Here is a 22499-nt window from a genome sequence, read left to right as displayed (position 1 = left end):
GGCCGCTGGCCGGCATGGCCCGTATCAACAGGATGCGAGGTGCCGGCCAGCGGCCGGCACTACCGGTGATCCGGCTATTTCGCGATCAGCGCGTGGCGGCGGCTGTACAGGAAGTACAGCACCAGGCCGGCCAGGTTCCACAGCAGGAAGTACAGCTGGGTGCTGTGCGGCAGGCTGAGGAACAGATAGATGCAGCCCAGCGCGGCCAGCGGACCAACCACGAAGGCCAGCGGGGTACGGAAGGTACGTTCGCGGTTCGGCTCGCGCAGGCGCAGCACCACCAGGCAGATGCCCACGGCGGTGAACGCGGCCAGGGTGCCGGCATTGGCCAGCGCCGCGATCTCGTCCAGGCGGGCCACGCCGGCCAGCGCCGACACCACCACCGCGGTGAACAGCGTGGTCGCCACCGGCGTGCCGGTACGTGCGTTGACCTTGGACAGGCCACGCGGCAGCAGGCCATCGCGGCTCATCACGAAGAAGATGCGGCTCTGGCCGTACAGGAAGGCCAGCAGTACGGTCGGCAGCGCGATGATCGCGATCACGCCGATCACCATCGCCGCGGTCGGATGGCCCAGCTGACGCATGATCAGGGCCAGCGGCTCGGCGCTGTGGCCGAACACCGCGTAGCTCATCGCACCGACCGCGGCCAGCGCCACCAGCACGTAGACGATGGTGCAGCCGATCATCGAACCGATGATGCCGATCGACAGGTCGCGGCCGGGGTTCTTGGTTTCCTCGGCGGCGGTGGAGATCGCATCGAAGCCGTAGAAGGCGAAGAAGATGATCGCTGCCGCCGCCATTACGCCGTGTTCGACGCCATCAGGGCCCATCGACTTGGCAAAGCCATACGGCATGAACGGCTGCAGGTTGGCGCTGTCGAAGGCGGGCAGGGCCACGGCCACGAAGATGGCCAGCGCGATCAGCTTGAACACCACCAGGATGGCGTTGAGGGTGGCGCTTTCCTTGGTGCCGGCCATCAGCATGCCGGCCACCAGCCAGGTGATGACGATCGCCGGCAGGTTGATCATGCCGCCTTCCACGTGTGGGCCGGCCGCCAGCCAGGCGGGCAGGTGCACGTTCCAGCCGAACTGGGTGTGGACCCATTCGAGGAAGCCGACGAAGTAGCCGGACCAGCCCACCGCCACGGTACTCACCACCAGTGAGTACTCCAGGATCAGGCTCCAGCCCACCACCCAGGCGAACACCTCGCCCAGCGCGCTGTAGCTGTAGGTGTAGGCACTGCCGGCGGCCGGCATCATCGTCGACAGCTCGGCGTAGGACAGTGCCGCGCAGGCGCAGACCGCACCGGCGATGGCGAAGGAGATAAGCACGGCCGGGCCGGCCAGGTTGGCACCGACGCCGATCAGCGTGTAGATGCCGGTACCGACGATGGCGCCAATACCCAGCGCGATCAGGTGCGGCCAGCTGAGCGTCGGGATCAGGCGCCTGCCGGCTTCGTGGACGGTGACGGAATCTAGGGACTTGCGCCGGAACAGGGACATGCAGGCCTCGGAAGGGGTGACTAAGAACGACAAGTTCCCGAGTGTGACCGAACGCAGCGCAGCATTACCACTGACGGGGGTCATGCGAGGGTCAGATGCGTCACCGGCGCGGCTGTACTCCGAGCATTCTGCCGGAATCGGCACAAATGTTGGCAGGATTCGAAATGATTCGATCCCTCAAGGCGAGCCGGGAGGCGCTTGAAGCGTGAGAGCAGGGGCCAGATCGATGCTGACCCGCTGCGGATCAACCACTGGCGCCGCACCTTGGGTTCTCAACTGGGCCACCAGTACTTCGAAGCCCTGCGTGCGGCCGAACGCGTGCTCGTCCAGGGTCAACGGCAGCAGCTGCAGGAAGTCGAATCGTCCCGATGGCAGTTGCTGGGGTCCCGGGAAATGCAACGACGGAACGAAGACGGCCGCCTGCAGCATGCTCCCTGCGTGATCCACCGGCCCCCCCAGCTTCAGCCGGTCCCATGGCGCCAACGGATTGCCGGGCATGCGTGAGTGGCACAGCAGCAGGTGGTACGCGGTGAACCAGCGCAAGGTGGTCAGTGCCCAGGTCGCTTCTTCCTGCGTCTCAAGCATCAGTTCGATGCCCAACCCCGAATCGCCATCTTCGTGCCGCCCTTCCCAGGGGTTGGACAGGCCGGAGCTGACATAGATCCAGTGCCTTCGATCACCGTGCGGAGGGCAGGCATTGACGCCGACATGCAGCCAGCGCGGGTCGATCTGGTCCTGCTTGAAGACGTTGCGCAGCAGATCCATGTCGATCGGATAGATCCCCGGCCCGGTATCGCCGAACAACCGCCGGTACAGCGTCTCCTCCCGATATTCCCAGCTGCGCTCCAGCAGGGTGTCGTCGTCCATGGTGCTCACTCGGCCACCTTGCCGGGCCAGCGGCAGCCGTCTTCCTGCCAGGCCTCGACGTCATCGTGGAAGGTGGTGCGACGTCCGTCGCGGGCACGCTCGTAGCTCAGGTCCAGCACCAGCGCGCCCTGCGTGCTCAGCAGGTAGCGGCCGTTGAGGCGCCCGTTGATGCGCTCTTCCCAGACGCTGTCGAACTGGTAGGGGCGGTCTTCGGCCAGCACCGTGGTCTCCATTGAAACCCGGCGCAGCAGCAGGCGTTCGCGCTGCCCGGCATAGCGAACGTCGGCCTGGCCGTCATCCAGCCAACGCCATTCCAGATGGATGCCGTCATTGCGGCCGCCGCTCAGGCAGCGATGATCCTGTGCGGTGGCCGCCGGGGCGGTCGTGTTGGCCAGAAGCAGCAGGGCGCCCATCGCCGTCGGCCAGGGTTTCATCCGTTCAGCCCCAACCGGATGCCGAACCCCACCAGGAACAGGCCGGCCACGCGGCGCAGCGCATCGCTGATCCGCGGGTGCTGGATCAGCCGGCGACGGGCCAGGTTGCCCACGCCGATCAGCATCGAGCAGTAGGCGATGCTGACCACCAGGATGATGCCGGCCAACGCCGCGAAGGTGGCGATGCCTTGGTGCGCCTTCGGATCGATGAACAACGGCAGGAAGGCCATGTAGAACAGGATCGCCTTCGGGTTGAGCAGACTGACCAGGATCGCCTGCTGGAAGTAGCGCCCCGGCTGCATGCGGATCGGACCGGCGTCGCCGCCCTCGTGCTTCGGCGTGCGCAGCAGGCTGATGCCGACCCACACCAGGTAGGCCGCACCCAGGTACTGCACGGCGTGGAACACCAGCGGGTTGGCCTTGAGCAGCGCCGCCACGCCCGCCAACGCCAGCCACATCAGGATCTGATCGCCGACCAGCAGGCCGGCCAGCGCGGTATAGCCACCACGCACGCCGCCACGGCCGGTGGCGGTCAGCAGGGTGAAGGTGCCGGGGCCGGGCAGGGCGAGAAACACCAGCACGGCGACCAGAAACGTCCACAGGTCCTGGATGCCCATCCACGGCATGGCGGCGTTCTCTTGTTACGTGGGGCCGCCATTGTCGGCCAGTGCCGCCGTTGGCGACAGGGGGCGGGTGAGGCCAGTGGGCATGCCAGACAGCAGCGGTTGCAGGTGCTGGCGCAGCTGCGCATGCAGTTGCCGTACCGCTGGCGAGAACTGCTTGCGGTGCGGGCATACCAGCTGCAGCGGGATGCTGCTGCCAACACCATCGAGCAGCAGCTGCAGGCGCCCGGCCAGCACGTCCTCGCGCAGGTCCAGCCAGGACTTGTAAGTGATGCCTTCGCCGGCCACGGCCCAGCGTCGCACTACATCGGCGTCGTCGCAGACCAGCGGACCGCGCACCGGAATCACGCTGCGACGCCCGTCGACCTCGAATGACCAGCGATCGTAGGCGCGGCCGTTGAGTTGATAGACCAGGCAGTCGTGCTCGCGCAGATCCTCCAGGCGGGTAGGCGTGCCGCGCCGCTGCAGGTAGCCGGGCGAGGCGGCCAGCACGCGTCGATTGCCTTCCAGCAGCGGCAGCGCGACGTAGCTGGCGTCGTCGAAGTGGCCGATGCGGATGGCCACGTCGACCGGGTCGCGGAATACATCGGCCACCTCGTCGGACAGGCGCAGGTGCAGGCGCAGCCGCGGGTGCGCGGCGCGGAAGGCGCTCAGCCAGGGCAGCAGCAGGTTGCGGCCGAGGTCCGAGGGCGCCGACAGCTGCAGGGTGCCGTGCAGCTCGGTGTCCTCGCCCTGCACACGCGCCTGGCCCTCGCGCAGGGTGGCCAGTACCTCCTGCGCATACGGCAGGTACAGCGCACCCTCGCCGGTGAGGCGCAGGCTGCGGGTGGTGCGCACGAACAGGCGCAGGTCCAGCTCGCGTTCCAGCCGCGCCACCGCCGCGGCGACCTGCCCGGGCAGCAGGTCGGCCTCGCGCGCCGCCTGCGAGAAGCTGCCCAGTGCGGCAGTGCGGACGAACAGCTGCAGATCGTCGAAGCGGATCATCTTCATTGCCAGAGTGAAAGTGCTGCCCGATTCTGCGCCTTTCTGTGGGAGCGCGTGCGGCGCAACCTGTCGCCTCCTTCCCCACTGGACCGCTGCCATGCGCGCCATTGCCTACACCCAAGCCGGCCTGCCGATCGATGATGCCCAGGCCCTGATCGACATCGAACTGGAGCTGCCGCTGCCCGGCCCGCGTGACCTGCGCGTGGCGGTACGTGCGGTGGCGGTGAACCCGGTCGACACCAAGGTCCGTCGCGCCGTGGCCACCGATGGCCCACGCGTGCTGGGCTGGGATGCGGTCGGCATCGTCGACGCGGTGGGCAGCGAGGTGACCCTGTTCCAGCCTGGCGATGCGGTCTACTACGCCGGCGTCATCGACCGCCCGGGCAGCAATGCCGAGTACCAGCTGGTGGACGAACGCAGCGTCGGCCGCAAGCCGGCCAGTCTGGATGACGCCGCCGCCGCGGCGCTGCCACTGACCGCGATCACCGCCTGGGAGCTGTTGTTCGACCGCCTGAGAATTCCCGAGGGTGGCGGCGAAGGCCAGACCCTGCTGGTGATCGGCGCTGCCGGCGGTGTCGGTTCGATCCTGGTGCAGCTGGCGCGGAAGCTGACGAAACTGACGGTGATCGGCACCGCCTCGCGTCCGGATACCCAGGACTGGGCGTACGCAATGGGTGCACACCATGTGATCGACCACAGCCTGCCGCTGGCCGAGGGCCTGGCGCGGCTCGGCATCAGCGAGGTACAGCACGTGGCCAGCCTGACCCACTCCGACCAGCACTACGCGCAGATCGTGGAACTGCTGGCGCCGCAGGGCCAGCTTGGGCTGATCGATGATCCCGGCCAGGTGGACGTGATGGCGCTCAAGCGCAAGGCGTTGTCACTGCACTGGGAGTCGATGTTCACCCGGCCGCTGTACAAGACCGCCGACATGCAGCGCCAGCATGACCTGTTGAACCGGGTGGCCGAGCTGATCGACACAGGCGTGCTGCAGACCACCCTGGGCGAGCATTTCGGGCGCATCGACGCGGCCAACCTGCGGCGTGCCCACGCGCTGCTGGAGAGCCACCGCGCCAAGGGCAAGATCGTGCTGGAAGGCTGGTAAGGCCCGGTTTTTCCTGTGGAGCCGAGCCTGCGCCCGGCTCTACAGCGTTTCATCCACGCATGGCGTGGATCAGCCGTGTCGACCAAGGTCGACACCTGCCAACAGCTGCGGAAGCCACTGCTCAGGCCACACCGTTGTCGACGTACTCGGCGAAACCGGGCTGCTGCCGCAGGCGTTCGAACCAGGCATCTACGTGTGCCAGTACCGGCTTGCTGCCCGGCGTGCTGCACCAGCGTTGGGTCGACAGCCCGAGCACGATGTCGGCCAGAGTGAAGGTGTTGCCCGCCACGTAGCCGTCGGTAGTGGCCAGCTGTGCATCAAGGACGCCCATCAGCCGGTTCCACTGCGCCAGGCTGGCCTCGGCACGGGCGTCATCCGGATAGTCCGGATGCTGGCGCACGCGCGCCATGAACACATGGCGCCATGCGCTGTTGAGGTCGCTGGCCTGCCAGTCCATCCACTGCTCCACCCGGGCCCGGTCCTTTGCTGCATGTGGCAGCAGATCCTCGCGACCGGCGCGTGCGGCCAGGTAGCGGCAGATGCTGTTGGATTCCCACAGCACGAAGTCGCCATCACGCAGCACCGGCACCTGCCGGTTGGGGTTCAGCGTGGCCAGCAGGTCCGGCGAGGGGGCCGGTTCGTGGTGCAGGGGCAGATCCAGCCCCGCGCACAGCCACAGCACTTTACGCACATTGATGGAGGTGGGCTTTCCGTAGAGGACGACCATGGTCCTGACGCAGCAGTTGAGACTCGGCCAGCCTACACTTGCCCCATGCAAACCGAATATCTGCTCATTGGCGGCCTTCTATTGGCCGTGCTCATCCTGCAGCTGGTCGCCCTGCTGCGCCGCCCGCCGCATGACCGCCTGGAACAGGCGGTGCGCGAGGAGGCGCGGGCCGGGCGCAGCGAGCTGCGCGAACAGCTCGATGGCTTCGCCCGCGCGCTGACCGATCTGTCCACCCGCACCGACCAGCGCCTCGACCTGCTGCGCGAAGCGCTGGGCGAAGATGCCCGCAAGGCGCGCGCCGAAGCGGCCGAGAGCCAGCAGCGCGGCGCGGCGTTGATGGGACAGCGGCTGCAGGAGCTGCGCGGCCAGCTGGAGACCTTCGGCCAGCAGCAGGAAGCCCGCATCCATGCGTTTGGCCAGCAGCTGCAGGAGCTCACCGGGCGTACCGATACCCAGCTCGGCGCGCTGCGGCAGACCCTGGTGGACGATGCACGCAAGGGCCGCGAGGAGGGCGCGCAGTCGCAGCAGCGCCTGACTGAAAGCCTTGGCCTGCGCCTGCAGGAACTGACCCAGCGCAACGAGCAGCGCATCGCCGAGATGCGCACGACGCTGGAAGAGCAGCTGCGCGCGCTGCAGAGCGACAATGCGCAGAAGCTGGAACAGATGCGCGTGACGGTGGATGAGAAGTTGCAGTCCACCCTGGAAACACGCCTTGGCCAGTCCTTCAAACTGGTCTCGGAGCGCCTGGAGCAGGTGCAGCGCGGCCTCGGCGAGATGCAGCAGCTGGCCACCGGCGTGGGTGACCTCAAGCGCGTGCTGACCAACGTCAAGACGCGCGGCAGCTGGGGTGAAGTACAGCTGGAGAACATCCTCGAGCAGACCCTGATCCAGGAGCAGTACGCGCGCGGGGTGAAGGTACGCCCGGATAGTGGCGAAATGGTCGACATCGCCGTGCGCCTGCCGGGTCGCAGCAGCGACGACACGCCGGTGTGGCTGCCGATCGACTCCAAGTTCCCACGCGAAGACTACGAGCGCCTGCTGGACGCACAGGAGCAGGGTGATGCCGAACTGGTACGCGTGCAGGGTGCGCAGCTGGAGCGTGCGGTGAAGGTGCAGGCCAAGTCGATCTGCGAGAAGTACATCGTGCCGCCGCACACCACCGACTTCGCGGTGATGTTCCTGCCTACCGAAGGCCTGTATGCCGAGGTGATCCGGCGCCCCGGCCTGGTCGATCTGCTGCAGCGCGACCACCGCGTGGTGGTCGCCGGGCCGACCACGATCACCGCACTGCTCAACAGCCTGCAGATGGGCTTCCGCACGCTGGCCATCGAGAAGCGGTCCAGCGAGGTGTGGAGCCTGCTGGGTGCGGTGAAGACCGAGTTCGGCAAGTTCGGCGATGTGCTGGACAACGTGAAGGCCAAGCTGGACCAGGCCAGCAAGCAGATCGACCAGACCGGGGTGCGCACCCGCGCGATCGCCCGCAAGCTGAGGGATGTCGAGTCGCTGCCGGTTGAGCAGAGCCGCCAGTTGCTGCCGGACGCGCTGCCAGCAGAGGAAGGCAGTGACGGCGACGAGGCCTGAGCCACGCTGACACGCCGCCTGCATCGCCGATGCGTATGCTGGCGGCCTGTCCGCCTCGATCAGGTATCGTCATGCGCCTGCGCCGCTTCACCAGCCTTGTCCTGACCGCGCTGCTTGCCGCCTGCAGCAGCGCACCACCGGCTGCCGATACGACCGCGGCACCTGCCGCAGCCACCAGCCCTGAAGCGGCCGAGGCGTATCGCGAAGCGCGCGACGTCGACTGCCAGGCCGCCGGCGGCAGCCTGCAACGGCTGGGCCGGCTGCAACGCGAGCAGTGCGTGATTCCCTATGCCGATGCCGGCAAGGCCTGCAGCCGCAAAAGCGACTGCACGGGCCAGTGCCTGGCCGGTCCCGAGGTGGGCGCTGGCAGCGCCGCTACCGGTACCTGCCAGCGCGATGTGCGCCAGAACTTCGGCTGCCGCCAGCGCATTGATGACGGCAAGGCGCAGGGCACGATCTGCGTGGACTGATCGTAGTGGCGGCCACTGGCCGGCAACCGCATGAACCCTTGCGAACGGTCGCACGTTTGCCGGCCAGCGGCCGGCACTACCGCCATCGCGCGGCGCTATGCTGGTGGGCCATTCCCCGCTGTTGCCGGAGCCCCCGCGTGAGCACCCCGATCCAGGACATTTCCCTCACCACCATCGACGGCCAGCCGTCCTCGCTTGCCGACTACCAGGGCAAGGTACTGCTGCTGGTCAACGTCGCCTCCAAGTGCGGCCTGACCCCGCAGTACGAAGGCCTGCAGGCGCTGTATGCGGAAAAGCACGCGCAGGGTCTGGAATTACTGGGCTTCCCCGCCAACAACTTCCTCGGCCAGGAGCCGGGCAGCGAGGCAGAGATCCAGCAGTTCTGCCAGCTCACCTACGACGTCAGCTTCCCGATGTTCTCCAAGATCAGCGTGGCCGGTGACGATACCCATCCGCTGTACCAGCAGCTGACCGCCGCCCAGCCGCAGTCGATCGGCGAAGGCCCGCTGCGTGAGCGCCTGGCCAGCAAGGAGATCCCGATCCACGCAGCACCGGCGGTGCTGTGGAACTTCGAGAAGTTCCTGGTTGGCCGCGACGGCAAGGTCATCGCGCGTTTCGCCCCGGACGTGGCTGCCGATGACGCGCGCCTGCGCGAGGCCATCGAGGCAGCGCTGGCAGCCTGAGGAAAGCGTGCCAACCAAGGTTGGCACCTACCGGAAAAGAAAAACCCCGCCGAGGCGGGGTTTTTCATGCGCTGCAGACCGGACTCAGTGCGTCCACTGCGGCATCGGCATCGCATCGACCGGGATCGGCGAATTGGCATCGTCGTGGCCACGGTCGCGCTTGCTGCGCAGATCGTTCTCGATCTGGTAGTTGCGGCGCTGCATCCACGCATCGCGTACCAGCGAGTACTCGTCCACGGCGGTGTCACGCAGGTCGTCGATCGCCAGCAGCTGCGCGCGGGTATCGACCAGCTGCATGCCCTGCAGGCCGATGCGGATCTTGTCCTCTTCGATGCGGCGGATCGGCGACAGCGGAATGTCACCGGCCAGGCCGAACACATCGCGCACGGTGCGAGGGCCGAAGAACGGCAGTTCCACGTAACGCGAACGACGCCAGCCCCAGGCACCCAGGGTCTGCCCGAAGTCCTCATTGCGACGCGGCACCATCGCCTTGCTGGCCGGATCGAACAGGCCGCCGATACCCAGCGTGCTGTTCATCAGGAAGCGGCCGAGGCTGTCCCACGCATCTGCACCGCGGCCCTGCAGCAGCTGGTTGGTGATGGTCACCGGTGCGCGCAGGTTGCTGAAGAAGTTGCTGACGCCGGTGCGGGCGAAGCGCGGCACCACGTGGGTGTAGGCCGTGGCCAGCGGGCGGGCGATGCCACGGTCAACCGCGTTGTTGAACGTGTGCACCTTGCGGTTGAACGGTTCCCACGGATCGTAGGCTGCCGCGCTGCCAGTGTTACCGGCACCGCCGTAGAGGGCATCGAAGTCGTCGTCACCACCGGGGGCGGTCGCCGCCGCGGCCCTGGCCGCATCGGTGTCGGCGCTGCGGGCCGGTGCAGATGGCGGCGTGGCCGGCGCAGGTGCGGCAACCACGGCTGTTGCCGGTGCGGCATCGACCGTAGCGGTATCGGCGGTGGGGGCAGAGGCCTCGGCGATGGTGCTGGCCGGGACCACGGTGCTGGCTGCGGGCGCATCGCTGCGTGCGGGCTTGCCGGCGCAGGCGGTCAGGGCGGTGGCCAGGACGATCAGGGGGAAAGTGCGTACGACGTTCATGTCAGCTCGCAGCAGAAGTAGCGTTGAAATCCAGGTCGGGCGACAGCCGGTAGGCTGCGCTCAGCTCGTTGTAGCCGGCCGGCGCGCCGGAGACTGCCAGCGGGTGACCGCTCTTGCGCGCACGTGCGGCCAGCTCGGCCAGCAGCGCCAGGCCGGCGCTGTCCACGCGTTCGACCTCACCCAGCTCCAGCCGTGACAGCGTTGCCGGCAGGGCCTGCAGCTGCGGCCACAGCGCGATCACCGCGGCACGGTCGAGCACCCCGCGCAGGCGCAGGGTGTCGCCTTCCAGCAGCGCCAGTGCGTTACTTGCCATTGCCCGCGGGCCCGGCCTGCATGCTGCCGCTGTGCAGTTCGTTGGCCACCTGCTTGATGCCCTTCTGGCGCAGCGGGGTGTCGAACTGGTTGCGGAAGGTCTGCACGTAGGAAATGCCTTCGATGTTGACGTCAAAGATCTTCCACTGGCCGTTCACGTTGCGCATCCAGTACTCGACCGGGGTCGGTTCGTTGCCGGCGCGCACCAGTTCGGTGCTCACGCGCACGCCACGATTGCCCGGCAGCGGGCTTTCACCCTTCAGGCGGAAGCTCGGCTTGCCCTGGATGTTGAGCAGGGTGGAGCCGTAGCGCTGCATCAGGCTGTCGGCCATGGCATCGGCGAACAGCTTGATGTCGGCGTCGGAGGCGCCGCGGGCGTGCGGGCCCAGCACCAGGCGCGCGGCGTAGTCGCGGTCGAAGGTGCGGGTCAGCTCGCTGTCGATGTAGCTGCGCAGGCTGGCCGGGTTGCTGGTGAACTCGCTCTTGCGCTGCTGCAGCGTGGACAGGATGCGGCTGCTGGCATCGATCACCACCTTGCCGGCCTGGCTTTGCGTTGCGGCAGCGGCAGGCGCAGCGGCCTGGGCCTGGGCCAGGAACGGGGTGGCCGCCAGCAGCGCCGAGGCGAGCAGGGCCGGGATCAGTTTCATCTTCATGGTTGCGGTTCCGTTGCAGGCGCCTGCGCGCCATCGTTGGGCTTCTGAGCAGCGCCGCCACCGGCACCGCCACTGAACATGTACTTGCCGACCAGCTGGATCAGGTCCACCGCTGGCTGGGTGAAGACGATCTCGTCACCGGCCTTCAGCACGTCCGGATCACCGCCCGGCTGCAGACCGATATAGCTCTCGCCGAGCAAACCGCTGGTGAAGATGCCGGCCGAGGTGTCCGCCGGCAGGTCCTTGACCTTGCTGTCCATGCGCAGGGTGACGATCGATTCGAACTTCACCGGGTCCAGGTCGATCGAAGCGACCTGGCCGACAGTGACGCCGCCGATCTTCACCGGTGCCTGCTTGCGCAGCTGGCCGACCTGGGAGAAGCGTGCCTTCAGGTCGTAGCCTTCGCTGCCCCAGCTCCAGCGCTGGTTGGTCGAGGCCACGGCCAGCACCATCAGCGAGGCCAGGGCCAGCAGCAGGAAGGCGCCGACGGAAAATTCGAGTCTGGGACCGCGGATGGCCATGTGGATTACCTGATCGAGTCGTTGTGGCCGCGCGCGCCTGCGCACCGCCGGTGGAGGGGTTAGGTGAACAACATTGCCGACAGCACGAAGTTGAACATCAGCACCAGCAGTGAAGCGTTGACCACCGCACGGGTGGTCGCCACCGAAGTGCCTTCAATGGTCGGCTCGGCGTGGAAACCCACATAGGCGGCAACCAGCGCGGCAGTGCCGCCGAAGATCGCCGACTTCAGCATTGCCACGCCGAAGTCGTCCCAGAAGTCCACGCTGTTGCGCAGCGCCGACCAGAACACGCCATTGTCCAGGCCCAGCACGTGCACCGCTTCGAAGTAGCTGGCACTGATTGCAAGCGAACAGAAGATGCCGGTCAGCAGCGGCACGGTCAGCACCGCCGCCCAGAAGCGCGGCGCCACCGCCTTGGCCACCGGGTCGATCGCCATCAGCTCCAGCGCCTTGATCTGGTCGGTGGCACGCATCAGGCCTAGCTCGGCGGCGATCGAGCTGCCAGCGCGGCCAATGAACAGCAGCGCGGTCAGCACCGGTGCCAGCTCGCGGTACAGCGAAAGCCCGAGCAGGGTCGACAGTGCGTCGGCCGCACCGAAGGTGGTCAGCGTGCGGTAGCCCTGCAGGGTCAGCACCAGGCCGACGAAGGCACCGCCGACGGCGATGATCGGCAGCGAGCGCGCACCGATCTTGTAGATCTCGCGGGTCAACTCGGCCAGGAAATCACGGGTCGGCAGCGAACCGCGCAGCACGGTCAGCGAGAACAGGCCGGCACGACCCAGCGAGCGGGTGGCTTGAACGAACGGCATCAGGCGACCCTCGCGCGCGGCGCGGCATCGAACGGGATGGGGCCATCGGGCTGGCCGTGCAGGAACTGCCGCAGCAGCGGGTCCTGGCTGGACTGCAGTGCCTCGGGCGTGCCCTGGAACACGATGCCGCCATTGGCGATCGCGATCACCTGGTCGCAGATCGGCAGGGTCTCGTGCACGTGGTGGCTGACGATGATGCTGGTCAGGCCCAGGCTGTGGTTGAGGCGCTGGATCAGGCTCATGATCACCCCCGAGGCGATCGGGTCCAGCCCGGTCAGCGGCTCGTCGTAGATCATCAGCGGCGGGTCCAGCGCCAGTGCACGGGCCAGCGCCACGCGGCGCGCCATGCCACCTGACAGCTCGCGCGGCCAGGCATCGGCGGCGGCCAGCAGGCCCACCGCATGCAGCTTCATCTGCACCAGCCGGCGCAGCACGGCGGTCGGCAGGCGGGTGTGCGTACGCAGCGGCAGCGCCACGTTTTCCGCCACGGTCAGGTCGGTCAGCAGGCCGTTGCCCTGCAGCAGCACGCCCACGCTCTTGCGCATTTCCAGCAGCGCGCCGCTGTCATGCGGAATCGGCTTGCCGAACAGGGTGACCTCGCCGGCGACCGGGCGCAGTTCGCCGGTCAGCGCCGCCAGCAGGGTCGACTTGCCGCTGCCGGACGGACCCAGAACGGCGGTGATGCTGCCCTTGGGCACCTGCAGCGACACGTCGCGCAGGATCGTGCGTCCGCTCCGGTCGATGCGGACGTTGGATAACTGCACCAGACTGGAGGTGGAAGCCGACATGGGCACCATTAACGTTTTTTAGACATCGAAGGATCGGGCCCGTCGGCTGAACATAAGCAGACTGGACGGTGCAGTATTGTTGCACGACAAGCCTCGGCGGAGGCCGGGACAATCGGCTGGCGTCCCGGAACAATCCGTACCGCTGGCGGCCCAACCATTGAATACTGCCTGCTGTCCTGCACACTGTGCATGATGAGTGACCCAGGCAGCGATTTCCGCCTCTACCATTCCAACTCCCTGGACGTGCTGGCCGCACTGCTGGCGCGCAATGTGCGTGCGCCCGTTCCTGGCCAGCCGCTGCTGGCACCGGAAGTGGTGCTGATCCCGCAGGTAGCGATGCGGCGTTGGCTGCAAGCGACACTGGCCGCCGAGTTCGGTGTGGCTGCGAACCTCGAATTCCTCACCCCGGGTGAGTTCGTGGCGCGCGCGCTGAAGGCCAACGTCAGCGGCGAGCAGGACGACCTGGACGCGGCCGGCCTGCATTGGAAGCTGTACCAGGCCCTGCGCGACCCGGCGTTGCTGGCGCAGCCACCGATGCGCGCGCTGCAGTCCTATCTTGCCGGCGATGACGCATTGAAGCCGTGGGCGCTGGCTGGCGAGCTGGCCTCGGTGTTCGAGAAGTACCAGGCGTGGCGCCGCGACTGGCTGCTGCGCTGGGCGGCCGGTGCCGATCCAGCCGATCCGCAGGCGATCCTGTGGCGCACCATCACCCACGGCCACGACTATCGCGCGCGCCGCATCCAGGAGTACCTGGACCGCTTCGAGGGTGCCGGTAAGCCGCTGCCGCAGGGCTTGCCGCTGCGCATGTCCGCGTTTGCGACGCTCAACATCTCGCCCGACGTGCTGCGGGTGATGGCCACCCAGGCACGTGTTGGCGAGCTGCACTTCTATATGCCCACCCCGGTGCAGTCGTACTGGGGCGATCTGCAGACCCTGGCCGAGCGCCTGCGCAGCGGCGCGCCCGATCCCTTCGGCGAAGCAGCCGGCGAGAACCGTCTGCTGGAAGCCTGGGGCGCGGCCGGGCGCGACTTCATGGCGGTGCTGGGCAGTTACGAGGTGGTGCATCCGGCCGGCGAAATCGCCGCCTATTCCGATCCGGAGGACGACACCCGGCCGACCCTGGACGAAGGCGGCCTGTCCGACAGCCTGCTGCATCGCCTGCAGCGCGATCTGTTCCACCGCCGCGCACTGCCCTCGGGTGAGCTGCGTGACGGGCTTCGCAGCGACGACCCCAGCCTGCAGGTACACGCCTGCCATACCCGCCTGCGCGAGTTGCAGGTGCTGCACGACCAGCTGCGCAGCCTGCTGCAGGACCCGCGCTTCGATCCGCCGCTGCAGGCGCGCGAGATCGCGGTGCTGGCGCCGGACATCGATCCCTACGTGCCGTACCTGGAAGCGGTGTTCGGCGGCCGTGGTGGCGAGGAGGAGCACATCCCCTATGCGCTGGCCGACAGCAGCCCGCTGGCCGGTGAACCGCTGGCTGATGTGTTCGTGCACCTGCTGGGCCTGCCGGTCTCGCGCTTTGGCCTGAATGAAGTGCTGGACCTGCTGGCCAGCGCGCCGCTGGCCGAAGCGGCCGGGCTGGAAGCGGTGGACTTCGACCGCCTGCATGGCTGGCTGCAGCAGGCCGGTGCACGCTGGGGCCTGGATGCGAAGCACCGCCACCAGCACCAGGCGCCGGCCGACGACGCCTACACCTGGCAGTTCGCGCTGGATCGCCTGGTGCTCGGCCATGCCACCGGCAGCGAGGCCGACCTGGCGGGTGTCGCACCGTGGATCGAACTGGAAGGCGGCGCGCTGGACGCGCTGGACCGGCTGCTGCGCCTGCTGCGCGTGCTGGCGATCTACCAGCGTCGCCTCGGCGAGCTGCTGACCCCGGCGCAATGGCGACAGCGCCTGCTGTCGTTGCTGGATGCACTGCTGCCCACCGCGCCGAGTTCACCCAACAGCCAGCGTGCCCTGGAGCGCCTGCGCAAGCTGCTCAACCAGTTCGCCGAGGATGCTGCCAAGGCCGGCTTCGCGGAAGGCGTGCCGCCGGAGGTGGTACGTGCGCACTTCGCCGGCGCGCTGGGCGAGGCCGATACGCGCGCACCGCTGCTGACCGGTGGCATCAGTTTCGGCCGCATGGTGCCGATGCGACTGCTGCCATTCCGGGTGATCTGCGTGCTGGGCCTCAATGATGGCGATTTCCCGCGCCGTGACCCGGCGGCCGGTCTCAACCAGCTCACCGCCGAACTGGACACGCCGCGCCGCCGACCGGGCGACCGCTCCACCCGCGAAGACGACCGTTTCCTGTTCCTGCAGCTGTTCGCCGCCGCGCAGGAGGTGTTCTACCTCAGCTACCTCGGTGCCGATCCGCGCGATGGCAGCGTGCGCGAGCCGTCGGTGCTGGTCAGTGAACTGATCGATGCCGCCGCTGCGTATCACCTCGATCCGCCTGCGGCGGTCCGCGACTTCACCGTGCGCCACGCACTGCAGCCGTTCTCACCGGCGGCGTTTGGTGATGGCGATCCGCGTCGCTTCAGCTATCGCCGCCAGTGGCATCCGGCGGCCGGTCGCCTCACTGGCCAGCGCGGTGGACTGCAGCCGTGGTTCGACGCACCGCTGCCACCGCCGCTCGACGATGCGGTGGAGGACGACGTCGCACTCGATACCCTGCGCCGTTTCCTGTGCGATCCGGCCGGGCAGTTCCTCGCGCAGTCGCTGGGCCTGCGCCTGGCCGACGATATCGAGGAGGTCGATGACCTGGAACCGCTGGTGCTGTCATCGCGCGGCCCGGAAAAGCGCAGCGTGCAGGCGGCGGTGGTGCGTGCCACGCTCAGCGGCGATACCGAGCCGTTGTACCCGCGGCTGCGCGCGCGCGGCCTGCTGCCGTCCGGCCCATTGGGCGAGCGCCAGTTCGAGGGGGAGCAGTTGAAGACGCGCCCGTATGCCAGTGCGTTGCTGGGCTGGATGCAGGGCGAACCGCTGGAAAGCCGTCGCTACGAAGTGGACATCGACGGCGTGCGCCTGCATGGCCGCGTGGCCGATCGGCATCCCGAGGGCTTGGTGCGCCTGCGCGCCGGTACCCTCAATGGCAATGCAGTGATCCGCCAGGGCCTGGACTGGCTGCTGGCCAACGCCGCCGGCGATGCGTTGCCGCTGGTGCAGTTCCACGATGGCGGTGACGCCGGGCCCGGCCCGCATGTGCTGCCAGCACTGAGCGCCCCCGCTGCACGCACCGCGCTGCGTGCGCTGCTGCAATTGCGCGAGCGCGGCCTGCGTGAGCCGCTGCGCTTTGCCCCGTATACCGGCTGGGTGCTGTACAACGCGCCAGCAGAAAAACAGCGCAGCGAAGGCTGGAAGCAGTGGCATGGCAGCGACCGCAGCTGGGGTGAATCCAGCAGCGACGCCTGGCAGCTGCTGCTGCGCGGTGCCGACCCGTTTGCCACCGATGCCAGCTATGCCGAGCTGCTGCGCAACAGCCAGGTGGTCTTCAGCGCGGTGCGCGAAGGCCGCACTCTCGGTACCGAAGCACGCCAGGAGGGCAACGCATGAACACCGCCATCGAAGACAAGGAAACCCAGCGTATGGCGGGCGATCCCTACCTGGCCCTGCCGCTGGACGGCATTCGCCTGATTGAAGCCAGCGCAGGCACCGGCAAGACCTTCACCCTGGCCACGTTGTTCACCCGACTGGTGGTGGAGCAGGGCCTGCGTATCGGCCAGATCCTGGCGGTGACCTTCACCGATGCGGCCACCCAGGAACTGCGCAAACGCATCCGCGAGCGCCTGGCGCTGGCCGCGCGCCTGGTCGATCTGGAACCGGCCGAGGGTGAAGCACCCGACGCGAGATTGACCCGCGACGTGCTGCAGCGTCATCTGCAGGGCGGCTCCGAGAGCGCCGCTGCACTGAAGCGCCGCCTGCAGGTGGCTGCCGACGAAATCGACCTGGCGTCCATCTTCACCATCCACGGCTTCTGCACCCGCGTGCTGCGCGAGCATGCGCTGGAAAGCGGCCACACCTTTGATCCGCCGGAACTGCTGGCCAGCGATCGTGAACTGCTGGAGGAGCTGGCCGCTGATCTGTGGCGGGTGCATGCCAATGACCCGGCCACGCTGGAGCCGCTGACCTGGCTGTGGTCCAACCCGGACGCGCTGGCGGCCGATCTGCGCGCGCTGCTGGGAACGCCGCCACTGCACCCGTTGCCACAGCCGGTGACGCTGGCTGATCCACACCCGGCGCTGCAGAGCGCGGCCGAGGCACTGTCCGCAAGCGTGCGCGAACATGGCGAGCAGTTCTTCATCGACCTCTGCGATGCCGTCGACAACAAGTGGATCAACGGCGTGTCCTACAAGCTGGGCTGGCTGCACCCGCTGGGCCGACAGCTGCTGGCCTGGGCTGAGCGCGGCGACCCGCGCGAGCTGCTGGCCAGCGAGCGCCTGCCGGCGCTGCTGCCGGATGTGCTGGCCGACAAGACCAACAAGAAATTCCTCGACCGCACGCCGTCGTCGCTATTGCAGGAACCGTTGGCGCGCTATGTAGCGCTGCTGGCCGAACGCGATGCCTGGTTGCGTGCCACTGCATTGAATTTCCTGCACGCGCTTCGCGGCGAAGCCATGCAACGCCTGCAGGCGCTGAAGCGCACGCGCCGGGTACAGACCTACGACGACCTGATCGATGGCGTGGCGTTGGCACTGGAAGGCCCGCAACGGTTGACGCTGGTGAAACAACTGCGTGCGCAGTACCGCATCGCGCTGGTCGATGAGTTCCAGGACACCGACGATCGCCAGTGGGGCATCTTCCACACCGTGTTCGGCGATTCGCCGGAGGTGCGTGAACTCGGCCTGCCACCGGCGCTGTTCCTGATCGGCGACCCCAAGCAGGCGATCTACGGCTTCCGCGGCGGTGATATCCACACCTACCTGAAGGCCAAGCAGGTGGCACAGCAGGCGCCGGTGCTGGACCAGAACTTCCGCTCGCGACCGGCTGTGCTGCGTGCGTTGCAGGCGCTGTACGACAACGGTGGCGAAGACGCCTTCCTCGAACGCGACATCCAGTTCGAGCCGGTGCGGCCCGGTGGCGTGCGCATCGACGAGGACTACCAGCGTGATGGCCATGCCGCCACGGCACTCACCCTGCGCGTGCTGCGCAGTGGCGGTGACAAGGCGATGAGTGCGGACGCCTCGCGTGATGCCGCGACCCAGGCCTGCGTGGCTGCGATTCACCAGATCCTGGTCGAGGCGCGTGCGGGCAATGCCGTGCTGCGTGGGCGCCCGGTTCAACCCGGTGATATCGCGGTGCTGGTGCGCTCGCATCGCGAGGCCACGCTGGTGCAGCGCGCGCTGGCGGCGGTCGGCATTCCCGCGGTGGCAGCCGGCAAGCAGAGCCTGTTCGCCACCGCTGAAGCGCGCGATCTTCGTGCGCTGCTGCTGGCGCTGCTGCAACCGGCTGACGAAGGCCGCCTGCGTGCAGCGTTGGCCACTGTCCTGCTCGGTCAACGCGCCAGCGCGATCGCGGCGATGGAGCGCGAGGGCGACCTGCAACGCGAGTTCCAGGCACAGCTGCTGAACTGGCGCGAGCGCTGGCAGCGCGGCGGACCGTTCGCGGTGATCGCCGATGTCTGTGCCGCACAGGGCGAACGCCTGCTGGCGCTGATCGACGGCGAGCGCCGCCTGACCAATTACCTGCAGCTGGGCGAACTGCTGCAGGAAGCCTCGGCGCAGGCGCTGGGCATGCACGGTCTGCTGGACTGGCTGCAGGGGCAGATGGCCAGCGCCGATCAGGATGACGAGCAACAGCTGCTGCGCCTGGAATCGGATGCGCGCCGGGTACAGATCATCACCCTGCACAAGAGCAAGGGCCTGGAGTATCCGCTGGTGTTCCTGCCCTTCGTCGGCATCGACGGCGGCGCACCGAACACCGCCTCGCACTGCACGGTGCACGTCGGTGGCCAGCGCCAGCTGCACTGGAAGCTGGACAAGGACGAGGCCTGGGAAGCGGCCAGCAACCAACGTGAGCGCGAGCAGCGGGCCGAGGATGCGCGCCTGCTGTATGTGGGACTGACCCGTGCCGAGCATGCGCTGTGGATCGCCGTGGGTGATCTGGCCGGGCTCGGCAAGACGCGGCTGGCGCCGCTGCTGGGTGACCTGCAGGCGCTGCGCGCGCACGCCGATGTGCACATCGATGACAGTGAGGCAGCGGCCGCGCTGCCGCAGCTGGCGGCCGAAGTGGAAGGTGACCTTCCGGCGGTGCGTGCCCTGACCCGGCGCGTCCCGCACGACTGGTGGGTGTACAGCTTCACCCAGCTGGCCCACGCCGATGCCGGCGCGGGCAGTGATATCGAAGCCGCCGCCACCGAGCTGCCGGCGCCCGCTGCCGACGAACCCGCTGGCCCGGAACTGCCACTGGAACCGGCGTTGCCGGAACCCGCCGCGGCGGCCGAAGACAGCACACCGGTCGACCCGCGCTTCATGGGCAGTCGCTTCGGCAACGTGCTGCACGAAGCGATGGAGAACGTCGACTTCGCCGCATGGGGTGATTGGCAGCCAGGTCTGCAAGCCCCTGAGGGACAGGCCGAGGTATTGCGCAAGGCACTGCACGACGAAGGATATGCTGACGTCGATCTGGATGATGGCGTGTCCGTACTGGTGCCGCTGGTCGGCCACACGCTCACCGTGCCGCTGCCCGAAGGCGGTGCGCTGCACAGCCTGGGTGAAGGCGAGCGTCGCGCGGAAATCGACTTCCATTTCGCCATCGAGCCGACCACGGTGCCGGCGCTGCTGCAGGTGCTGCATGCGCACGGTGTTTCCAGCACGCGACGCGGCTTCGGCCAGCGCCGCCGGTTGGAAGGGCTGATGACCGGCATGATCGACCTGACCTATGTGCGCGATGGGCGCTGGTACGTGCTCGACTACAAGTCCAACCGCCTGCCTGGTTACAGCCCGGACCTGCTGGCCATTGCCATGCGGCACAGCGAGTACGACCTGCAGGCGCTGATCTACACCGTGGCCCTGCATCGCTGGCTGCGTTTCCGCCTGGGTGCGGCCTACGACTACGAGCGCGACATGGGCGGCATCCGCTATCTGTTCTGCCGCGGCCTGGATGCCGCCGGCAACGGTGTGCATGTGGACCGCTTCCCGTTGGCGCTGGTGGATGCCCTGGATGCGTTGTTCGCCGGTGGCGAACAGGCCCAGGCCGAACTGGCTGCGCGTGCCCGCGGAGCCAGTGCATGAGCCTGCTGAAGGAACTGCACCAGAAGGGCCTGCTGCGCACCCTCGACCATGCACTGGCGACCAGCCTGCAGCGGCTGCGCGACGACACGCCCGAGAGCGTGGCGCTGGCGGCTGCGCTTGCGTCGCTGGCGGTATCGCAAGGCCATGCTGCGTTCGATCCGGCGCAACCGCAGCGGTTGCTGGAAGGCGTACCCGAGTGGCCTGCCGCGCAGGACTGGCTGGAGCAGCTGTGCGCATCGCCGTGGGTCGCGACGCCGGAGCAGGCCGACGCCATCGCCGAGGATGCGCCGCTGGTGTTGGAGAACGGCCTGCTCTACCTGCGCCGCTATCGCGAGTACGAGCGTCAGCTGGCGGCTGGGCTGCAGCGCATCGGCCGGCATCCGCTGCCGGCGCCGGACATGGCAGCGTTGGCGCCTTTGTTCGCGCAGCTGTTCCCGCAGGCACTGGGCGGCGAAGATCATCAGGCACGCGCCGCCGGCGTGACCCTGCGCCATCCGCTGGCGCTGGTCACCGGCGGCCCCGGCACCGGCAAGACCACCACCATCGCGCGCCTGTTGCTGCTGCTGGCCGCGCAGGCCCGGCACGCCGGCCAGCCACTGCCCGAGGTGGCGCTGGCCGCGCCCACCGGGCGTGCCGCCGAGCGCATGGCCGAGAGCCTTCGCGTCGCCGTGCAACGGCTGCAGGAACAAGGACTGGACCCGGCGTTGTGCGCGGCGCTGCCCAGTACCGGCACCACCCTGCATCGCCTGCTCGGCGTGATTCCCGATTCACCGCGCTTCCGCCACCATGCCGACAATCCGCTGCCGGTGGATGTGGTGGTGGTCGACGAAGCCTCGATGATCGATCTGCCGATGATGGCCAAGCTGGTCGACGCGATCGCCAGCGGCACCCGGTTGATCCTGCTCGGCGATCCCGATCAGTTGCCCTCGGTCGAGGCCGGCGACGTGCTCAGCGCGATCCTGCGTGCCAGCGGTGATGGCATCGGTACCCGCGCTGATGACGCGCAGGCACTGCATGGTCTTCTGGCGCCGGCCATCTTGCAGCCGCAGGCCGCACCACGCGCCTTCGCCGGGCGCCGCGTGCAGCTGCAGCGCGGCTACCGGCAGAGCGATGCGCTGGATCTGGCACCGCTGGCCCACGCCGTGCGCGAGGGCGACAGCAGCACAGCATTGCAGCTGCTGCGCAGCGGTGAACTGGCCGGCGTGCATTTCCACGAAGGCGAGGCCGATCCGCTGCGTGGCCAGCGCGAGCACCTGCTGGGCCACTGGCGCGCACTGGCCGACGCGGCTGATCCAGTGCTTGCCCTGCAGCAGGCCGGGCGCCTGCGTGTGCTGACCGCCTTGCGCGAAGGCCCGCAGGGCGCACGCGGGCTCAACAGCCGCATCGAACAGCTGCTGGCCGGCAACACCCCCGGCTACTTCCAGGGTCGCCTGCTGCTGGTCACCGAGAACAGCTACCGGCATCGCCTGTTCAACGGCGATATCGGCATCTGCCTGCGTGATGGCAGCGGCGCGATGGTGGCCTGGTTCCCCGGCGACAGCGTCGACCAGCCGCGCGCCTTCCACCCGGCCGCACTGCCCGCGCATGAAAGCGCCTTCGCGATGACCGTGCACAAGGCGCAGGGTTCGGAGTTCGACGAAGTGTGGTTGCAGCTGCCGCGCCAGGACAGCCGCGTGCTGTCGCGCGAACTGGTCTACACCGGCCTGACCCGCGCCCGCCAGGTGCTGCATGTGGCCGGCAGCGCCGATGTGCTGCAGGCCGCATTGAAACGCCACGCCAGCCGATTGGGTGGTCTGGCCTGGCGACTGGGTGCGGAAGCGGTGGCCGAAGAGCCGGCGCGCATTGAACAGCCCATGGTGCAGGGCACGTTGTTCTGAAACGGGCGCGATGCGCCCCTGTAGAGTCGAGATCCTATGTTCGTGGTCAAGCCTGCTGGAAGCAGGCTTGACCCACCTTCAGCATGGCCGGATCGAAGTCCCGGCCGCTTTTGAACACACCCCAGGCGATCCTGGCCAGTTTTCTGGCCAGGATGTTGAAGACGGCGGTGCTGGGGTGACCGCGTTTTGACAGCTCGTCGTAGAGCGGTTGCCCCCGACGACACCGCTTGAGCCCCATGGCGGCCATGTAG

The 22499-nt window shown here is 68.1% G+C and carries 18 protein-coding genes and 2 pseudogenes; 7 read left to right on the top strand and 13 right to left on the bottom strand.

The window, feature by feature from the left end; translation table 11 throughout:
- Positions 1–74: 74 nt before the first annotated feature.
- The 5 genes from ABE423_RS11155 to ABE423_RS11135 all read right to left on the bottom strand — a co-directional run bounded on the left by ABE423_RS11155 (position 75) and on the right by ABE423_RS11135 (position 4416).
- Positions 75–1502 (bottom strand): amino acid permease, encoded by a 1428-nt coding sequence (locus ABE423_RS11155; RefSeq protein WP_032128498.1) that lies wholly within the window; start codon positions 1500–1502, stop codon positions 75–77.
- A gap of 177 nt (positions 1503–1679) precedes the next feature.
- Positions 1680–2369 (bottom strand): suppressor of fused domain protein, encoded by a 690-nt coding sequence (locus ABE423_RS11150; protein WP_219630944.1) that lies wholly within the window; start codon positions 2367–2369, stop codon positions 1680–1682.
- A 5-nt stretch (positions 2370–2374) separates the two neighbouring features.
- Positions 2375–2782, bottom strand: coding sequence for a hypothetical protein (locus ABE423_RS11145; RefSeq protein WP_346486037.1), 408 nt, complete (start codon positions 2780–2782; stop codon positions 2375–2377).
- 17 nt (positions 2783–2799) lie between these two features.
- On the bottom strand, positions 2800–3429 hold the full coding sequence (gene leuE, locus ABE423_RS11140) for a leucine efflux protein LeuE (RefSeq protein WP_005411716.1): 630 nt from the start codon (positions 3427–3429) through the stop codon (positions 2800–2802).
- Between the two features lie 15 nt (positions 3430–3444).
- A complete protein-coding gene (locus ABE423_RS11135) occupies positions 3445–4416 on the bottom strand; it encodes a LysR family transcriptional regulator (protein WP_125892577.1) in 972 nt (323 codons plus the stop codon).
- A gap of 91 nt (positions 4417–4507) precedes the next feature.
- Here ABE423_RS11135 and ABE423_RS11130 point away from each other — a divergent pair, with 91 nt between their 5' ends.
- Entirely contained in the window at positions 4508–5515 is a 1008-nt protein-coding gene (locus ABE423_RS11130) for a zinc-binding alcohol dehydrogenase family protein (RefSeq protein WP_125892575.1), read from the top strand.
- 121 nt (positions 5516–5636) lie between these two features.
- Here the strand turns inward: ABE423_RS11130 and ABE423_RS11125 are convergent, their stop codons facing one another.
- On the bottom strand, positions 5637–6242 hold the full coding sequence (locus tag ABE423_RS11125) for a glutathione S-transferase N-terminal domain-containing protein (protein ID WP_071228676.1): 606 nt from the start codon (positions 6240–6242) through the stop codon (positions 5637–5639).
- Between the two features lie 45 nt (positions 6243–6287).
- Here ABE423_RS11125 and rmuC point away from each other — a divergent pair, with 45 nt between their 5' ends.
- The 3 genes from rmuC (at position 6288) to ABE423_RS11110 (ending at position 8976) form a co-directional block, all read left to right on the top strand.
- Positions 6288–7823 (top strand): DNA recombination protein RmuC, encoded by a 1536-nt coding sequence (gene rmuC, locus ABE423_RS11120; RefSeq protein WP_049400349.1) that lies wholly within the window; start codon positions 6288–6290, stop codon positions 7821–7823.
- A gap of 71 nt (positions 7824–7894) precedes the next feature.
- Complete coding sequence (locus tag ABE423_RS11115) at positions 7895–8293, top strand: hypothetical protein (RefSeq protein ID WP_049462906.1); 399 nt, start codon at positions 7895–7897, stop codon at positions 8291–8293.
- 137 nt (positions 8294–8430) lie between these two features.
- A complete protein-coding gene (locus ABE423_RS11110; protein WP_125892569.1) occupies positions 8431–8976 on the top strand; it encodes a glutathione peroxidase in 546 nt (181 codons plus the stop codon).
- 84 nt (positions 8977–9060) lie between these two features.
- On the opposite strand, the gene ABE423_RS11105 is transcribed toward ABE423_RS11110, so the two are convergent.
- The 6 genes and pseudogenes from ABE423_RS11105 to ABE423_RS11080 all read right to left on the bottom strand — a co-directional run bounded on the left by ABE423_RS11105 (position 9061) and on the right by ABE423_RS11080 (position 13157).
- A complete protein-coding gene (locus tag ABE423_RS11105) occupies positions 9061–10074 on the bottom strand; it encodes a VacJ family lipoprotein (protein WP_032128489.1) in 1014 nt (337 codons plus the stop codon).
- 1 nt (position 10075) lies between these two features.
- Complete coding sequence (locus tag ABE423_RS11100) at positions 10076–10387, bottom strand: STAS domain-containing protein (protein ID WP_346486033.1); 312 nt, start codon at positions 10385–10387, stop codon at positions 10076–10078.
- Positions 10377–11039, bottom strand: a complete 663-nt coding sequence (locus tag ABE423_RS11095) for an ABC transporter substrate-binding protein (RefSeq protein ID WP_010487479.1) — start codon at positions 11037–11039, stop codon at positions 10377–10379. The genes ABE423_RS11100 and ABE423_RS11095 overlap by 11 nt, the downstream gene beginning before the upstream one ends.
- 56 nt (positions 11040–11095) lie before the next feature.
- Positions 11096–11560 (bottom strand): annotated as a pseudogene (gene mlaD, locus ABE423_RS11090) (outer membrane lipid asymmetry maintenance protein MlaD); the annotation flags it as partial.
- Positions 11561–11619: 59 nt separating this feature from the next.
- The gene (locus ABE423_RS11085) at positions 11620–12369 is read right to left on the bottom strand and encodes an MlaE family lipid ABC transporter permease subunit (protein ID WP_005414955.1); all 750 of its coding nucleotides are present in this window, start codon (positions 12367–12369) and stop codon (positions 11620–11622) included.
- Positions 12369–13157, bottom strand: a complete 789-nt coding sequence (locus ABE423_RS11080) for an ATP-binding cassette domain-containing protein (RefSeq protein ID WP_010487485.1) — start codon at positions 13155–13157, stop codon at positions 12369–12371. Before ABE423_RS11080 ends, ABE423_RS11085 begins: the two co-directional genes overlap by 1 nt.
- A gap of 189 nt (positions 13158–13346) precedes the next feature.
- Between ABE423_RS11080 and recC the strand changes: the two genes are divergently transcribed.
- From recC to recD, 3 genes are read left to right on the top strand one after another with little or no spacing between them, the layout of a single operon-like run.
- Positions 13347–16694 (top strand): exodeoxyribonuclease V subunit gamma, encoded by a 3348-nt coding sequence (gene recC / locus ABE423_RS11075; protein WP_180837993.1) that lies wholly within the window; start codon positions 13347–13349, stop codon positions 16692–16694.
- The gene (gene recB / locus ABE423_RS11070; protein ID WP_180837994.1) at positions 16691–20371 is read left to right on the top strand and encodes an exodeoxyribonuclease V subunit beta; all 3681 of its coding nucleotides are present in this window, start codon (positions 16691–16693) and stop codon (positions 20369–20371) included. Before recC ends, recB begins: the two co-directional genes overlap by 4 nt.
- On the top strand, positions 20368–22248 hold the full coding sequence (recD, locus tag ABE423_RS11065; RefSeq protein WP_180837995.1) for an exodeoxyribonuclease V subunit alpha: 1881 nt from the start codon (positions 20368–20370) through the stop codon (positions 22246–22248). The genes recB and recD overlap by 4 nt, the downstream gene beginning before the upstream one ends.
- Before the next feature lie 46 nt (positions 22249–22294).
- Here recD and ABE423_RS11060 read toward each other — a convergent pair.
- Positions 22295–22499 (bottom strand): annotated as a pseudogene (locus ABE423_RS11060) (IS110 family transposase); the annotation flags it as partial.

The sequence above is a fragment of the Stenotrophomonas sp. TWI1409 genome, assembly GCF_039673015.1.
GTDB lineage: Bacteria > Pseudomonadota > Gammaproteobacteria > Xanthomonadales > Xanthomonadaceae > Stenotrophomonas > Stenotrophomonas maltophilia_A.
This window is presented reverse-complemented; position numbering and strand designations above follow the sequence as displayed.

Bases quoted from the DNA above. Each gene is read 5' to 3' on its own strand.
- ABE423_RS11085 (WP_005414955.1), bottom strand. From the start codon at position 12,369: ATGCCGTTCGTTCAAGCCACCCGCTCGCTGGGTCGTGCCGGCCTGTTC.
- ABE423_RS11100 (WP_346486033.1), bottom strand. From the start codon at position 10,387: ATGGCAAGTAACGCACTGGCGCTGCTGGAAGGCGACACCCTGCGCCTG.
- ABE423_RS11130 (WP_125892575.1), top strand. From the start codon at position 4,508: ATGCGCGCCATTGCCTACACCCAAGCCGGCCTGCCGATCGATGATGCC.
- rmuC (WP_049400349.1), top strand. From the start codon at position 6,288: ATGCAAACCGAATATCTGCTCATTGGCGGCCTTCTATTGGCCGTGCTC.
- ABE423_RS11115 (WP_049462906.1), top strand. From the start codon at position 7,895: ATGCGCCTGCGCCGCTTCACCAGCCTTGTCCTGACCGCGCTGCTTGCC.
- ABE423_RS11135 (WP_125892577.1), bottom strand. From the start codon at position 4,416: ATGAAGATGATCCGCTTCGACGATCTGCAGCTGTTCGTCCGCACTGCC.
- ABE423_RS11105 (WP_032128489.1), bottom strand. From the start codon at position 10,074: ATGAACGTCGTACGCACTTTCCCCCTGATCGTCCTGGCCACCGCCCTG.
- ABE423_RS11080 (WP_010487485.1), bottom strand. From the start codon at position 13,157: ATGTCGGCTTCCACCTCCAGTCTGGTGCAGTTATCCAACGTCCGCATC.
- ABE423_RS11095 (WP_010487479.1), bottom strand. From the start codon at position 11,039: ATGAAGATGAAACTGATCCCGGCCCTGCTCGCCTCGGCGCTGCTGGCG.
- recB (WP_180837994.1), top strand. From the start codon at position 16,691: ATGAACACCGCCATCGAAGACAAGGAAACCCAGCGTATGGCGGGCGAT.
- ABE423_RS11155 (WP_032128498.1), bottom strand. From the start codon at position 1,502: ATGTCCCTGTTCCGGCGCAAGTCCCTAGATTCCGTCACCGTCCACGAA.
- leuE (WP_005411716.1), bottom strand. From the start codon at position 3,429: ATGCCGTGGATGGGCATCCAGGACCTGTGGACGTTTCTGGTCGCCGTG.
- ABE423_RS11145 (WP_346486037.1), bottom strand. From the start codon at position 2,782: ATGGGCGCCCTGCTGCTTCTGGCCAACACGACCGCCCCGGCGGCCACC.
- recD (WP_180837995.1), top strand. From the start codon at position 20,368: ATGAGCCTGCTGAAGGAACTGCACCAGAAGGGCCTGCTGCGCACCCTC.
- recC (WP_180837993.1), top strand. From the start codon at position 13,347: ATGATGAGTGACCCAGGCAGCGATTTCCGCCTCTACCATTCCAACTCC.
- ABE423_RS11125 (WP_071228676.1), bottom strand. From the start codon at position 6,242: ATGGTCGTCCTCTACGGAAAGCCCACCTCCATCAATGTGCGTAAAGTG.
- ABE423_RS11150 (WP_219630944.1), bottom strand. From the start codon at position 2,369: ATGGACGACGACACCCTGCTGGAGCGCAGCTGGGAATATCGGGAGGAG.